Below are 13,679 nucleotides of genomic sequence, written 5' to 3'. Positions count from 1 at the left end.
GCGGCTCCGCATGGGGCTGCAGACGATCCTTGGCCTGCGCGCGCAAGGATTTTTCATTCCCTATCGCTATGCCGATGGCATCGCCGCACGTCAGCCGGTTTACGATGCTATCGCCGGGCAGTTTGCTGCGGCCGAGCCGGTCTTTGCCGATGTGCTGCGGCAGGCCGACAGTTTTGCCGACGCGCTGTTATCCGTGGCCGCAGAAAAGGCGCCGCCGCCCGCGCCGCGGTTTACGCAAAGCTGGTTCCCGACGCTTGATGCCGTCGCTGCCTATACGCTGGTGCGGCAGCATGCACCCAAGCGGATCATCGAGGTCGGCTCCGGCCATTCCACGCGCTTCCTGGCCCGTGCCGTGGCCGATGCCGGCCTGACCACCGAAATAATCGCCATCGATCCGCAACCGCGCGCGGCCCTGACCGGCCTGCCGGTGCGTTTCATCCCCGCCATCGTGCAGACCGCCGATCCGGCGCTGTTCGCGGCCCTGCAGCCCGGCGATATCCTGTTCATCGATTCCAGCCATATCCTGATGCCGGGCAGCGATGTCGACTGGCTGTTCAACCGCGTGCTGCCGGCATTGCCGCCCGGCGTGCTGGTGCATATCCACGATATTTTCCTGCCCGACGACTACCCGCCCGATTGGGCCTGGCGTGGCTATAACGAGCAGCAGCTGATTGGCGCTCTGCTGGCGGGCGGTTTCCGGCCGCTCTTTTCCAGCCATTACGCCCTGACACGGATGGCAGCGGCGGTCAGGGGCAGTGTGATCGGCCGCCTGCCGCATGTGGCGGAGGCGCGGCCCGCCAGCCTGTGGCTGGTGAAACCGGCCTAGCGGTAGGGATCGGCGGCGTCGCGCAGGCCATCGCCAAAGAAGTTGAAAGCCAGAACCACGATGATGACCGGCAGGGCCGGCGCCATCAGCCAGGGATACAGCGCCACCACATTGATATTCTGGGCCTCGTTCAGCAGAACGCCCCAGGAGGTGATCGGCGGCCGCAGGCCCAGACCAAGGAAGGACAGCGCGGTTTCGCCCAGGATCATCGACGGCACGGAAAGCGTGGCCGAGGCGATCAGATGGCTCATGAAGCTGGGCAACAGGTGACGACCGATGATGCGGCTGGGCGAGGCGCCCATCAGCTTTGCCGCCGTGGCAAAATCCTCTTCGCGCAGACTGAGCAGCTTGGAGCGCACGGCCCGCGCCAGTCCGGGCCAGTCGAGCAGTCCCAGGATGATGGTGATGCCGAAATAAACCAGGATCGGCGACCAGGTGATGGGCAGGGCCGCGGATAATGCCATCCACAGCGGCAGTTCCGGCAGCGAGCGGATCAACTCGATCAGGCGCTGGATCACCGTATCGATCCAGCCGCCGTAATAGCCGGAGATGCCGCCCAGCACGATGCCGATGATGAAGCTGATGGCGATGCCGATCAGGCCGACCGTCAGCGAGATGCGGGTGCCATAGACGATACGCGAAAAGATATCGCGCCCGAGGCGGTCGGTGCCGAGCAGATAGAACTCACCGTTTTCGGCCGGACAGACGAGATGGAACCGCATGGGCACCATACCCCAGAAATCATAGGCATCGCCCTGGCAGAAGAAGCGCAGCTTCTGCACCCGGTTGAGGTCCGGCGTATATTCGCGCTTCAGCGTTTCGGTATTCATCTTGAAGCGCTGGCCGTAAACAAAGGGTCCGACGAAGCTGCCTTCGTGGAACAGGTGGATTTCGTGGGGCGGCGCATAGATGCCGCGTGGATTGCGGGTTTGCAGGTTGTAAGGCGCAATAATTTCCGAGAACAGCGTGGAGGCGTAGATGATCAGCAGGATCACGCCGCTCCACAGCCCCAGACGATGGCGGCGGAATTTCCACCACATCATTTTCCATTGCGAGGCCCGGTAATACTGCTCCTGGCCCGGGGTCATGGCCTCGATCGAATGGGGATCGAAGGGCTGCGGGTTGACCCAGTGTTCCACGGGCTGGCGGTTCTGATCGCTGCTCATGGGGTCCTACTTGGCCTGGCCGCCGGCGAGGCGGATGCGGGGATCGAGCAACGCCAGCAGGATATCGGAAACCAGCATGCCGATCACGGTCAGCAGGGCGAGGAACATCAGGAAGGAGCCGGCCAGATACTGGTCAAGCGACTGAAGCGCACCGAGCAGCATCGGCCCGGCGGTCGGCAGGCTCATCACCACCGACACGATCACCGAGCCGGAGACGATGGACGGCAGCAGGTTGCCGATATCGGCGATGAAGGGATTGAGTGCCATGCGGATGGGATACTTCACCAGCATGCGCAGGGGCGGCAGGCCCTTGGCCCGCGCCGTCGTGACATACTGTTTCTGCAACTCATCCAGCAGATTGGCGCGCAACCGGCGGATCATGGCCGCCGTGCCCGACGTGCCGATGACAATGACGGGAACGATCATATGCACCATGAGCGAGCGGATCTTTTCGCCATTCCAGGGCGCATCGATCAGTTCAGGGTCGACAAGGCCACCCATGCTGACGCCGAACCAGATGTTCGAATAATAAAGCAGCACCAGGGCAAGCAGGAAATTCGGCGTTGCCAGGCCGATATAGCCCAGCAGCGTGAAGCCATAGTCGCCCCATGAATATTGCCGTGTGGCGGAATAGACGCCGATGGGGAAGGCAACCAGGTAAATGAAGATGATGGTGAAGACGTTGATGATGGCGGTCATCGCCAACCGGTCGCCGATCAGTTCGCCAACCGGCCGGTTGTATTCAAACGACCAGCCCCAGTCGCCCTGCAGCAGGCCGGAAAAACCGTTCGGTCCCGGCCAGAAGCCCATCCAGATGCCGTATTGCTCGAACAACGGCCGGTCGAGGGCATATTGCTGGCGCAGGAATTCCGCGCGTTCCAAAGCGCCGGTTTCACCCTGGGCGCGCAATTCGGCGATCTGGTTGCTCAGGTAGTCGCCGGGCGGCAGCTTGATGATCAGAAAGATCAACAGGCTGATGACCAGCAGGGTGGGGATCATCAGCAGCAGTCGACGCGCGAGGTAAGTCAGCATGTTGTCTATCGTCCGGCTTTACGGCTGCAGCCAGAAGGTTTCCGGACGGTAGAGGCCGACGAAAGCGCCGGGATCCCAGTTGAACACGCCCTCTTTCGGGATGTTCATCATCTTCCTGCTGGCGACGATCGGCTGGAACACGCCGCTGATCACGCCGATGGTGAAGGTCTGCTCGGTGTGAATGGCCAGCATGCGGTGCCAGATGCGCGCACGTTCGGCGGCATCGCCGGTGTCGAGCCAGGCCTGGTACAAGTCGAACAGTTCCTGCGCCAGCGGCATATCGACCGGCTCGCCCGACTGATGGGCGGTTTCGTGCCACTGTCCCCATTTTGGCCATTGCAGGCCGTATTGCGAAGTCGGGGCCAGCTCATTGGGTTTGGTATCGGCATTCGGCAGGCCGTTTTCCAGGCCAGCCCAGACCGACATGATCGCCTCGCCGGAGAAAATGCGGTTGCGTACGACATCGCGCTGGCTCGGCTTGGCGAACAGCTTGATGCCGATCTTGGCCCAGTTCTCGCCGATCAGTTCCAGGATATCGGTCTGTTCCGTGTCTTCGCCGGCAGTCTCGACGATCACTTCCGCCGGCCGGCCATCGCTGAGTAGTCGGATGCCATTGCCGTCGCGCTTGGTCAGGCCGATCTGGTCCAGCAGGCGGTTGGCGGCCGCATAATCCAGCTTGGCATTGGTGTGCTGGTATTCCGGCTTGAACAGCGGGCTGTCGGGCAGCACGGTGTTGTTCGATTCAATGGCCAGGCCGAAGAACAGCGATTCATTGATGCCCTGACGGTCTATGCCGAGGGACAGGGCGTGGCGGAAGCGGGCGTCGCGCATCAGGCGCCGCCAGACCGGGTCGTTGGCATTGAGATTCGGATAGAGCGTGAAATGCGAACCCTTGGCGGTGCGCCACAGCAGCGTCTTGTAGCCGGCGCGCTTCTCGTTTTCCTTCAGGAAGGTGAAGTTGTTGAACGTGATGTTGCGGAATTGCAGATCGGCCTCGCCGGCGCCGCTCTTGGCCGGAATCAGCTTGCCGTCCGCCTGGGTCATGACAATGCGATCCAGATAGGGCAACTGGCGGCCGTTGCTGTCGATGCGATGGAAATACGGATTGCGCATGGCGATAAAGCGCACCGCTGGCGGCTTGGTGGCGATGACCCAGGGATCGAGACCGGGCAGATCGGGATTGTCGCCCTCGATCATATTGTCCATGCGGTTATGCAGGGCGGCCCAGTTGGCCCGCTTTTCAGCCGTAACCAGTGCCGCCAGCTTCTGCGCATCGGCGTAACGGCTGTGGAACTGCTTCAGGTAATGCGCCGGGCGATAGAGATTGAAGGCCGAGGTGCCGGCGATGCGGGGCAGGAAGGCGGCATTGCGCTTCGACCAGCTGTAACGGATCGTTGTCTCGTCAAGGAATTCTACCTTCGGTCGCTCGCCGTCGATCAGCAGATCGGCGGGTGGACCGGAAGGGTTGAGTTCCTTGTTGTTGGCGACATCTTCCCAGTAATAGCGGAAATCGTCGGCCGTGAAGGGATGGCCGTCCGACCAGCGATGACCCTTGCGCAGATGGAAGGTGAAGATGCGCTCTTCCTGGACATCCAGCTTTTCCACCAGGTCGGGCACGATCTGGTATTTTTCATCATAGACGACCAGGCGCGTATAGCCGATGACGTTGAGCAGCCGGGTTTCGCGGGCGCGGCTGATCAGGGTGCGCATGTCGCCGCCAGGGCGCCCGGCTTCGGTCGGCGCCTTGAAGCTGATAATCATCGGATGTTCGGGCAAGCGCTTGGCGATCGGCGGCAGTTTCCCGGCATTCACCTCGGCGGCGAACATCGGGGTTTCCTGCAGGTCAGGTGTCTGCGCAACGGATGATCCGGCGCCAAGCGTGAGGCCGAGGGCTATGCAAAGGGCGAATAAGGTCTTCATGCAACCAGGTCCCGGAAATCGGCGGAGGCGGCAGCGCGGACCAGGTGGCCATCGCCAACTTCAATCATGCCCGGACGCGCCGTGGAGTCGATAGTGAAGGGGCGCGGCCATGCGGCTGGCTTGGACGCCTTGTCTTCCATGAGCAGACGCAGGTCGAGGCGGCTGTTGGGATCAGGCTTGGGCACGGCCGACAGCAACGCCTTGGTGTAGGGATGGATCGGATTGCTAAACAGCAGTTCACGCGGCGCCAGTTCCACCAGGCGGCCGGCACACATCACGGCGATACGGTCGGCAATATAATCCACCACGGCGAGGTTGTGCGAGATGAACAGGTAGGTGAGGCCGAGTTCGCTTTTCAGGTCCTTCAGCAGATTCAGGATCTGCGCCTGGATCGAGACATCCAATGCCGAGACCGGCTCGTCACAGATCAGCAGGTCGGGTTGCAGGGCGAGCGCACGGGCGATACCGATACGCTGGCGCTGGCCGCCCGAGAAGGAATGCGGGTAGCGCCGCAGGAAGCGCGGATCGAGGCCGACCAGTGTCATCAGTTCCTTGACGCGTGCAAAGCGCTCGTCGGCATCGCCGATGCCATGAATGATCAAGGGCTCGGAAACAATGTCGAACACCGTCATGCGGGGGTTCAACGACGAAAAGGGGTCCTGGAAGATGAACTGCACCTGGCGGCGATAGCGGAACAGCGCGTCGTCCTCCAGTTTCAGGACGTCGACCATCTGGTTGCCATCATGAAAGCGGATGCTGCCGCTGTCGGTGCCCACGGCGCGCAGGATCATCTTGCTGGTGGTGGTCTTGCCACAGCCGGATTCGCCGACCAGTCCCAGGCACTCGCCGCGCTTTACGGTAAAGCTGACATCGTCGACGGCAGGCACTTCGCCAGCCTTGGTCTTGCCGAACAGGCCGCTCTTGCGCAGGGAAAAGCTTTTGCTGATATGGGAGACATCCAGCAGGGTTGCGTTTTCCGCGGTTGTCGGCGGGCGCTTGTTGCCGCTGCGCAGCAGGCTGCCGACCTCACCTTTGATTTCGCGGATCGGCACCAGTCGCTCGCCCGGCTTCATATTGAAGCGCGGCACGGCATTCAGCAGGGCCTTGAGATAAGGATGCCGCGGTGCACCGAAAATATCCTGCAGGGCACCGCGTTCCATGACCTGGCCGTGATACATGACCACGATCTCGTCGGCCATGTTGGCGACCACACCGAGGTCATGGGTAATCATCAGCACGGCCATGCCCAGTTCGCCCTGCAGATCTTTCAGCAGTTTCAGAATCTGGGCCTGAATGGTGACGTCCAGTGCCGTGGTCGGTTCATCGGCGACCAGCAGGGCGGGGCGGCATACCAGCGCCATGGCGATCATGGCGCGCTGGCGCAGGCCGCCGGAGAGTTCGAAGGCGTAGGTCTTCAGGGCGCGCTGCGGATCGGGGAAGCCGACCAGTCGCAGCATTTCCATCGTCAGTTCGCGCGCCTGGACTGCATCAGCCTTGCGGTGCAATTGCAGCGCCTCGGTGATCTGGTCGCCGATAGTATGGAGCGGACTGAGCGACGTCATCGGCTCCTGGAAGATGATCGAGATGCGGCCGCCCTGCAGTTCGCGCATGGCGCTGGAGCCGCGGGGCAGAGCGGCGATATTCACCGAGCGCCCGGGCTGTTCCGGGTCGTTGAACAGAATGTCGCCACCGGCAATGCGGGCCATCTTGGGCAGGATGCCGAGGATGGCCTGGCTGACCACCGACTTGCCGGAACCGGACTCGCCAACCAGAGCCACGGTACCGCCCTGGGGGATGCGGAAACTGACGCCATCGACAGCCCGGATCAGGCCTTCGGGCAGATCGAAATGCACTTTGAGGTCTTTGACCTCAAGAACATTGGCATTGAGGTCCGATATGCTGGCGACCGGGGCGCTCATGGCCGTGACCCTTGCATGGCTCGCAGGCGTGCGGCGTTAAGACGGGAGGTCTCATCGATGACAGCGCCGGTCCGTCCGGCCGCGGCAAACGCCTGTTCGACCAGAGTCGGAAACCCGATCAACTCGCTATCGGCGCGCAAAGTTCCCCCATTCCCCTCAACGATCACCCGCAGCCAGCCTTCGCTGCGGTCGCGGCGGGTCGAATAATAACGCAAGGTAACCTGCCGGACCTCGCGCCATGGCAAGACCAGCCGCTTCCCCAAACCCCATCGCCCGGTGCATGTCACGCCTGCCTCGTCGAGTGATATCTCGATCTGCTGGCGCCACAGAGTGACGGCGCCCAGCCAGGTCAGTAACAGGCTCAAACCAGCCAACAGGGCAAAAATGACAGATTGAGGCGCGGCAAACAACAGAAGTCCCAGACAGATAACCAGGCCCAGGCCGGCCCGCAGGTAGTCCGGCCACAGCCGGGAAAAGGGGTAGTACAGGCGGGTCATGACCGGGTCATGACAGGTTCGGGCCGCCCGATGGACAGCGCGGTGGCGGCGTCGACCCAGCGGACGGCGGGGTGCCGGGTGGCCCGGAAGAAGCCGGCGATGAAATCCCACACCATCTGGTCATGCCGCAGGTGGTGGGTGAGCAGGCCGACAGCTTGCTCCGGTAGCTGGCCAAGCCGCATGGCGCGCAGGGTTTCGATGCCTGTGGTCAGGCCCCGGCTGAGCCCGGCGGCGGCATTTCCGCCATGCCAGTCAATCGGATCGATATGGGTGTTGAGCCAGGCCAGGCCATCGGCAGCCCAGTAATTCTGGCGGGGCTTGAAACCGGAGATAGCCGTGAAACCCAGCCCGGGCAGGGCCGGCAGGATGTCGCCGGCTGCCCGGTTCCACGGCGGCACCAGCACCGGCAGCAGGCAGTCCGCGAAGAACTGCTGCATCCGTTCGCGCCCGTTTCGCAGGTCAGACAAACGAGCTGTCAGGGGGCGATCAGAGGGGAATTCGGATTTCCTCTCGGTCAAGCTTGCGTGATTTGCATGTGCGAAGCCGTGTTGCATTGCAACAATGCCAGGCAGGCCGCTCAAACGCTCGGCCAGTCCCGGCTGCGTCTGTGCGGGAATAATGGCCAGCGCCAAAGGGGCCGCGCTGCTTTCATGCAGGTCGAGCAACTGCTCCAGCGCCGGCGTGGCATCAACGGCGTCGTCGTCGCGCCACCAGAATGTCGCCGCCCGGCCTTCGGCGGCCCAGCGGTCGAGTTCCAATGTCAGGGCATGCCAGTCAGGCAAAGCTGACGTCATCGCCGCTCGTCCAGGAAGCGCCGGACCAAGTGCACCGTGTAATCGGCGCCATCCAGGCGAATGCCCGGGCCTGTCGCCCTCGGCGCGGTCAGAGCCTGGTCGATACGCGCGGCCAGCCGCTCGGGTGTGATCTCGGTTTCGCGCAGCACCTGCAGCAGGCCGCGTTCGGCCAGCAGTTCGGCGCGCAGGGCCTGTTCGGTTTCCTCGCCGCCGGCAAACGGCACCACCACAGCCCGCGCACCGCTGCTCAGGGTTTCCATCACCGTATTGTAGCCGGCCTTGCTGATGGAGAGCAGGCAGTGTCGCAACATGCCGGGGAAGTCCGGCCGCACCGTTTCGATGGTGACGCCCGGACCGGCCTGCCGGCGCAGGTCATCGATCGCCGCCGGGTCTTCGTGCCGGCTGACGAGAAAACGCCAGGGCCTGTCGCGTGCGGCGGACAGGGGTTTTGCCGCCAGTGCCGTGCGGAAGAGCGGCAGGCCGACGGCGCCGCCGCCGGCCGAGACCAGAACCTCATCGCGGCCGGCATCGGTCTGCGGGATCGCATGCTGCTCCACAATATAGCCGGTGTAATGCAGTTGACTGGTGATGCGTTCGGCCAGTGGAAACGTCTTCTCAAAAGGCACAACAGCCGGATCGCCGTGGATCAGGGCATGATCGTAATAGTCCTGCAGCCACTGGATGCTGTCCAGGTCGCGTTCCGGCTTGGTGCGGTCCACCAGGATATCGCGCACCGAGCAGAACACCATCGGTCGCGGCTGGCGCTGGCGGATATTGGCCAGCAAGGGCAGCAGTTCGAACCGCATCGGCCGGCGGCCGAAGGGGAACAGTTCGGTCAGCAGGGCATCCGGCGCGAAACTGTCAAAGACGCCCTGCAGACGGGCAATGCGCATGCTGCGCCAGGCATCGGTGATCTCGGCACCGGTTTCATCCAGCAGGATCTTGAAGCTGGCATCCTTGGCGCGCGCCGGCGGCAGTTGCACGAAGCTGACGCCGCCCAGACCGTGCAGGGTGGGGTCCGGCATGCCGCCCGAGACCAGTTGCACCGGGCTGCCGGCGCGGGCAAATGCACGGGCGATGGCGGCCACGCGATGCAGATGCCCGACCCCAAGCAGATGCTGCACATAGATCATAATGCGCGGCGCGGTCATCTCGTTTCACTCCAGCGGAATATTGGCCGCCAGCAGTTCCGGTCGGCCATCAGCGGTTATGCGAAATTCCTGCAGGCAGCGCCAGTCCAGTTTCACCGGCGGCTTGCCCAGCATCGGCCAGTCGAAGGCCAGCGCCAGAATGGCGCGGATCACACCCTTGTGGGTCACGGCGCCGCAATCGCCATCCAGGCGCTGCAGCCAAGGGAGCAGGCGCTGCTGAACCTGACGCGGACTTTCTCCACCAGGTGGCAGCAGGTCCAGGCCGCGGGCTTCGTTCTCGGCGAAGGCAGCGCCATATCGGGACTGCAGGTCAGCCAGACTGTGGCCTTCATAGGCCCCCCAGTCCATTTCGATCAGCTCTGGTGCCACCGCGGCCTGAAGGCCCAGGGCTTGCGCCGTTTCACGGGCACGGCGCAGCGGACTGACAAACCATGGGCGCGCACGATAAGCATCTGGAATCCGCTGCTTTGCGAAAGCCGCGCTGCCGGCCGCGGACAGCGGAATATCAGCCCGGCCCTGCAACCGGCCGGCGGCATTCCATTCGGTCGGCCCGTGCCGTAACAACACCAGGCGGGTCATGATCCCGGCACCAGGCGGTCCAGAATTGCCGTCAGCCGCATCTGGGCGGCCGGCATCGCATGATTGGCGGCCACATGGCGAGGAGCTGCTAGCGCCAGACGCAACCGTTCGGCCGGATCTGTCAGCAATCGGAGCAGGCCGGCCGCAAAGGTTGTGGGCTGATCGTCGGGGACGAGCCAGCCGCTTTCCCCATGACGCACAATATCCGGCACGCCACGGGTCATCACCGAGAGGATCGGCAGGCCGGCCGCCTGGGCTTCGAGCAGAGCCATGCCGTAGGCTTCATTGATGGCCGGCCAGACATACAGATCGCAGGCCGCGTAGAGCGCCGACAGCCTGTCGGATTCCATCTGGCCAAGAAAACTGACGCGCTCGCGCAGTGGCGCGAACGCGGTTTCGACGGCAGCGCGTTCCGGCCCGTCGCCAGCCAGCAGCAGTTGCCACGGCTGATCCAGGGCCAGCGGCAGGGCTTCGGCGAGCCGTCGGAACGATGCGAGCTTGTCGCCGCTGCGCATCATGCCGACCGCGAGCAGCCACGGCCGGTCCGGCGGCAGCGCGAAGCGGGCAGCCATGGCCCGGCGATGATCATCGCGTTGCGCGGCGGATGTCATGAACAGACCGGTTTCCAGGAAGGGCGGGAAGGGAATCACTTTGGCCGGGCCGGCAAGGTCACCCAGACAGGCGCGGTCCAGCGTTGTCACGGCCAGCAGGGCGTCGGCGGCGCGGATCGCTGTTTCAGCCTGGGCATAACCCGCAGCCCAGGGGCCGTTCTTGCGCTTCGGCGCCACCGAGGCTTCCGCGATGACATAGGGCATGCCGGCCCGCGCCTTGAGCGCCGGCGCCAGATAGTCGGCGGCCTTATGATAGACATGGTAGGTGAAAAGCAGGTCCGGTCTTGCCTGTGGATTGGCCTGCCAGTTCGCCAGCAGGCGGGCAACTTCCGTGGCTGCTGTGGCCGCCGTTGCGGCTTCTCTGGCCGGGTCGCCATCGCGGTTATAGCTGCGAAGATCCGAGATCATGTTGACCTCATGACCCAGCCCCCGCAGGGCCGCCATGAACAATCGCGCAATGCGGCGATCGCCCGACGGTGCCGGATGGTCCGGTGGCTTCAGTGGGGCATAGAAGCCGATCCGCATGGTCGTCTCAGGCCGTCAGGCCGAAGCGCTTCGCCAACTCGGCGATGCCGCGGGTCATGCCGAAGTCCTGCCGCACCCGGGCTGCCGCGCGGGTGCCAAGCCGACCTCGCAATGCCGGATCGACAATCAGGTGATTGAGGGCAACAGTCAGCTCGTCTGCGTTTTCCGCCGGCACCAACAGACCGGTTTCGCCATCGACAATCAGTTCCGGAATGGCTGAGATCGCGCTGGAAATACAGGGCAGGCCCTGGCTCTGCGCCTCCATCAGGACGTTGGGCAATCCATCCATGTCGCCGTCGCTGTCACGCCGGCAGGCCAGCGCGAAGATATCCGCTTCGCGGTAGGCGGCGATCACCGCCTCCTGGGCCTGGGGGCCACGCCAGGTGATCTTTTCCGCAATCCCGAGCCGGGCGGCCTGTTCCTTCAGGCTGGGCAGCAGCGGCCCGCCGCCAATATGCGTGAAATGCCAGTGCAGGTCATCGCGCAGCTGCGCCAGGGATTTCAGCAGGAGATCGAAGCCTTTTTTCTCAACGGCGCGACCAATCGAGAGCACCTGTACCGGGTCCTGGGCATCGCGGCCGTCGCGCCCGGGGCGCCAGGCTGGCGGATCGGGGAAGCGGCCAAAATCCAGGCCGTGATAGACAAGGCTGACCTTTGAAGAATCGCTGAGCGCGGTCAGATGCGTGACGTTATGGGCCGTGCATGTCACAGCCCAGCGGCAATCGGTCAGCTTTTCGCGTTTTTCCCAGTCCGGTGTAATCCAGATGTCGCGGGCATGCGCAGAGGCCGTCCAGGGATACTGCAGAATCTGGGCTGCGTAGCGCGTCACCGATCCGGGTGTGTGAATGAAATGCGCATGCAGGTGGCGATAAGGGGCGGGCAGCTCAGCGGCCAGCACCAAAGCCTGGCCGAAGCGGCGCATGCGGTTTGGGGTCCGGTCGCGCTTCAGATCGCGCCACCATTGCGATAAGGCCATCCGATAGCCGGGCAGCCTGCGGGCGCACCACCAGCCGCGCAACACGCGCAGCGGCTCCTGATACAGGTATTCCGGCAGATACAGAACTTTGGCTCGAATCTGATTGTGCAGCGGATGGCGCTTTTTGTCGGTTGGATGGCGCAGGGACACGATCAGAATATCCAGCCCCAATGACTCCAGCGCAGCGATCTCCTGCGCGATGAAAGTCTCCGAGAGCCGGGGATAGCCTTTCAATACGAAGGCAACGGCGTTGGGGGGGGACGCAGACATACGCTTCAGCTTTTACTGTACCGGCGAGGGTTCAGCCCCGCAGCTCGACAACATTGTCGGTCGTCGCCTGTCCCGAAGGGCGCAGCCAGGGCTGGACAAGGCGGTCAAGATTGTCGAGCCCTTCCAGCAGGCCGGGGATGACGATCTCGGAGGGTTGGGGCTGGCGGGGCAGGTTGCGTAAGGCAGCGGCCATGACGGCGGGGCTGTATTCTCCGTCATCTTCCAGCATGCGCACCAGACCGAGCTGCTGGGCGCGGTCGGCACGGATATACTGTTCCATGCGCGGTCGTTTGCGCGGCACGATGATCGCGCGTTTGTCCAGGCTGAGGATTTCGCAGAACGTGTTGTAGCCGCCCATGGCCAGCACGCCGACGGCATTCTGCACCAGATGCTCCATATGGGCATCGAAGGTGATGGCCTCGACGCGCGGCAGCTTGGCGACTCGCGTCAGGAAATCAGTGCGACGCTCTTTCTGCATGAAGGGGCCCAGCACGATCAGGGCCGGGTAGGGCAGCATCTCATTGCTTTCATAGGCGCGCAGCACCCATTCGATCAGGCCCTCGCCATCGCCGCCGCCGCCCGGGGTCACCAGAAGGAAGGGGCGCTGGGTGATTTCCGGCAACTGGTGCTCTGGCGTGGCCTCGGCCGAAAAACGCGGCAGGTAGCCGGTATACACCACCTTGCGCCGCACCTTTTCCGGCAGGGTAATGCCTTCCAGCGGGTCGCAGAACTGCGGCAGGCCGTAGACCCAAATCTGGTCATACAGGTTTTTCAGCGCCGGCATGACGTTCTTGCGTTCCCATTCCGGCTTCAGGGCGCTCGGTTCGTCCATGACGTCACGCAGGCCCAGAACTAGGCGGGTGCCGCGGGTTTTGAGCATTTTCATGGTCTCGAGGACTTCGCCGCGCAGGCCGAGCGGCTCCTTGTCGACGATGAAAATGTCGGGGTCGAATACGCGTGCCGTGTGCTGGATGATTTCAGCGCGCAGCTTCAGGGTTTCCTCGATATCCATTGGCAGGCTGAGCGACGTGTACTGGCCGTCGCGCAGCTTGATCACGCCGGGGATGCGGACGAAATCGACGCGACTGCGGAAATCGAAGCTGCCGATGATGGGGGAGCCCGACATGATGAGGACAGACATGTCCTTGTGCCGCTCGACCAGGGCATGGGCGATCGTTCGGCACCGGCGCAAATGGCCAAGTCCAAAGGTGTCGTGGCTGTATATCAGCACACGGGTGCCATCGCTGCGCGATACCATGCTGATTCCCCCCATGCGGGAGCTGGGACTTGGGGTAATAATCTTTCGGGACTATGGCATAGCCCGGGGGGCGAGGCCAAGCCCCTGATCGTGCCGGTAAACCTATGTATAAGATGGTTTCTGTGGCTGCGGGACCGGCCGGTCTGGGCGATTGA

12 protein-coding genes are annotated in these 13,679 nt (G+C 63.4%); 1 reads left to right on the top strand and 11 read right to left on the bottom strand.

Features of this window, described 5'->3' with window-relative positions:
- The first annotated feature begins 10 nt into the window (after positions 1–10).
- A complete protein-coding gene (locus AC1ROT_RS02990; protein WP_492997166.1) occupies positions 11–826 on the top strand; it encodes a class I SAM-dependent methyltransferase in 816 nt (271 codons plus the stop codon).
- On the opposite strand, the gene AC1ROT_RS02985 is transcribed toward AC1ROT_RS02990, so the two are convergent.
- The 11 genes from AC1ROT_RS02985 to AC1ROT_RS02935 are packed head-to-tail and all read right to left on the bottom strand — an operon-like array spanning position 823 to position 13,524.
- Entirely contained in the window at positions 823–1,992 is a 1,170-nt protein-coding gene (locus AC1ROT_RS02985) for an ABC transporter permease (RefSeq protein ID WP_492997165.1), read from the bottom strand. The genes AC1ROT_RS02990 and AC1ROT_RS02985 overlap by 4 nt on opposite strands.
- Before the next feature lie 6 nt (positions 1,993–1,998).
- Positions 1,999–3,024 (bottom strand): ABC transporter permease, encoded by a 1,026-nt coding sequence (locus AC1ROT_RS02980; RefSeq protein WP_492970210.1) that lies wholly within the window; start codon positions 3,022–3,024, stop codon positions 1,999–2,001.
- Positions 3,025–3,042: 18 nt separating this feature from the next.
- A complete protein-coding gene (locus AC1ROT_RS02975) occupies positions 3,043–4,944 on the bottom strand; it encodes an ABC transporter substrate-binding protein (protein ID WP_492997164.1) in 1,902 nt (633 codons plus the stop codon).
- The gene (locus AC1ROT_RS02970) at positions 4,941–6,863 is read right to left on the bottom strand and encodes an ABC transporter ATP-binding protein (RefSeq protein WP_492997163.1); all 1,923 of its coding nucleotides are present in this window, start codon (positions 6,861–6,863) and stop codon (positions 4,941–4,943) included. The genes AC1ROT_RS02975 and AC1ROT_RS02970 overlap by 4 nt, the downstream gene beginning before the upstream one ends.
- The gene (locus tag AC1ROT_RS02965; RefSeq protein WP_492997162.1) at positions 6,860–7,360 is read right to left on the bottom strand and encodes a hypothetical protein; all 501 of its coding nucleotides are present in this window, start codon (positions 7,358–7,360) and stop codon (positions 6,860–6,862) included. The genes AC1ROT_RS02970 and AC1ROT_RS02965 overlap by 4 nt, the downstream gene beginning before the upstream one ends.
- Positions 7,357–8,154: a polysaccharide deacetylase family protein gene (locus AC1ROT_RS02960; protein ID WP_492997161.1), complete on the bottom strand. Its 798-nt coding sequence runs from the start codon at positions 8,152–8,154 to the stop codon at positions 7,357–7,359. Before AC1ROT_RS02960 ends, AC1ROT_RS02965 begins: the two co-directional genes overlap by 4 nt.
- Positions 8,151–9,305 (bottom strand): glycosyltransferase family protein, encoded by a 1,155-nt coding sequence (locus tag AC1ROT_RS02955; protein WP_492997160.1) that lies wholly within the window; start codon positions 9,303–9,305, stop codon positions 8,151–8,153. The genes AC1ROT_RS02960 and AC1ROT_RS02955 overlap by 4 nt, the downstream gene beginning before the upstream one ends.
- A gap of 6 nt (positions 9,306–9,311) precedes the next feature.
- Positions 9,312–9,884: a histidine phosphatase family protein gene (locus AC1ROT_RS02950; protein WP_492970216.1), complete on the bottom strand. Its 573-nt coding sequence runs from the start codon at positions 9,882–9,884 to the stop codon at positions 9,312–9,314.
- On the bottom strand, positions 9,881–11,020 hold the full coding sequence (locus AC1ROT_RS02945; protein WP_492997159.1) for a glycosyltransferase family 4 protein: 1,140 nt from the start codon (positions 11,018–11,020) through the stop codon (positions 9,881–9,883). The genes AC1ROT_RS02950 and AC1ROT_RS02945 overlap by 4 nt, the downstream gene beginning before the upstream one ends.
- Positions 11,021–11,027: 7 nt before the next feature.
- Entirely contained in the window at positions 11,028–12,266 is a 1,239-nt protein-coding gene (locus AC1ROT_RS02940; protein ID WP_492997158.1) for a glycosyltransferase family 4 protein, read from the bottom strand.
- 31 nt (positions 12,267–12,297) lie between these two features.
- Positions 12,298–13,524, bottom strand: a complete 1,227-nt coding sequence (locus AC1ROT_RS02935) for a glycosyltransferase family protein (RefSeq protein ID WP_492970219.1) — start codon at positions 13,522–13,524, stop codon at positions 12,298–12,300.
- Between the last annotated feature and the right edge of the window lie 155 nt (positions 13,525–13,679).

This window comes from Ferrovibrio sp. GW821-FHT12E11, assembly GCF_058806975.1.
The sequence above is the reverse complement of the archived record's forward strand: the minus strand, read 5'-3'. Positions and strand labels throughout refer to the sequence as shown.

What these genes read in the sequence shown, in the direction of transcription:
- AC1ROT_RS02990 (WP_492997166.1), top strand. Translation starts at nt 11, where the DNA reads ATGGGGCTGCAGACGATCCTTGGCCTGCGCGCGCAAGGATTTTTCATT.
- AC1ROT_RS02985 (WP_492997165.1), bottom strand. Translation starts at nt 1,992, where the DNA reads ATGAGCAGCGATCAGAACCGCCAGCCCGTGGAACACTGGGTCAACCCG.
- AC1ROT_RS02980 (WP_492970210.1), bottom strand. Translation starts at nt 3,024, where the DNA reads ATGCTGACTTACCTCGCGCGTCGACTGCTGCTGATGATCCCCACCCTG.
- AC1ROT_RS02975 (WP_492997164.1), bottom strand. Translation starts at nt 4,944, where the DNA reads ATGAAGACCTTATTCGCCCTTTGCATAGCCCTCGGCCTCACGCTTGGC.
- AC1ROT_RS02970 (WP_492997163.1), bottom strand. Translation starts at nt 6,863, where the DNA reads ATGAGCGCCCCGGTCGCCAGCATATCGGACCTCAATGCCAATGTTCTT.
- AC1ROT_RS02965 (WP_492997162.1), bottom strand. Translation starts at nt 7,360, where the DNA reads ATGACCCGCCTGTACTACCCCTTTTCCCGGCTGTGGCCGGACTACCTG.
- AC1ROT_RS02960 (WP_492997161.1), bottom strand. Translation starts at nt 8,154, where the DNA reads ATGACGTCAGCTTTGCCTGACTGGCATGCCCTGACATTGGAACTCGAC.
- AC1ROT_RS02955 (WP_492997160.1), bottom strand. Translation starts at nt 9,305, where the DNA reads ATGACCGCGCCGCGCATTATGATCTATGTGCAGCATCTGCTTGGGGTC.
- AC1ROT_RS02950 (WP_492970216.1), bottom strand. Translation starts at nt 9,884, where the DNA reads ATGACCCGCCTGGTGTTGTTACGGCACGGGCCGACCGAATGGAATGCC.
- AC1ROT_RS02945 (WP_492997159.1), bottom strand. Translation starts at nt 11,020, where the DNA reads ATGCGGATCGGCTTCTATGCCCCACTGAAGCCACCGGACCATCCGGCA.
- AC1ROT_RS02940 (WP_492997158.1), bottom strand. Translation starts at nt 12,266, where the DNA reads ATGTCTGCGTCCCCCCCCAACGCCGTTGCCTTCGTATTGAAAGGCTAT.
- AC1ROT_RS02935 (WP_492970219.1), bottom strand. Translation starts at nt 13,524, where the DNA reads ATGGTATCGCGCAGCGATGGCACCCGTGTGCTGATATACAGCCACGAC.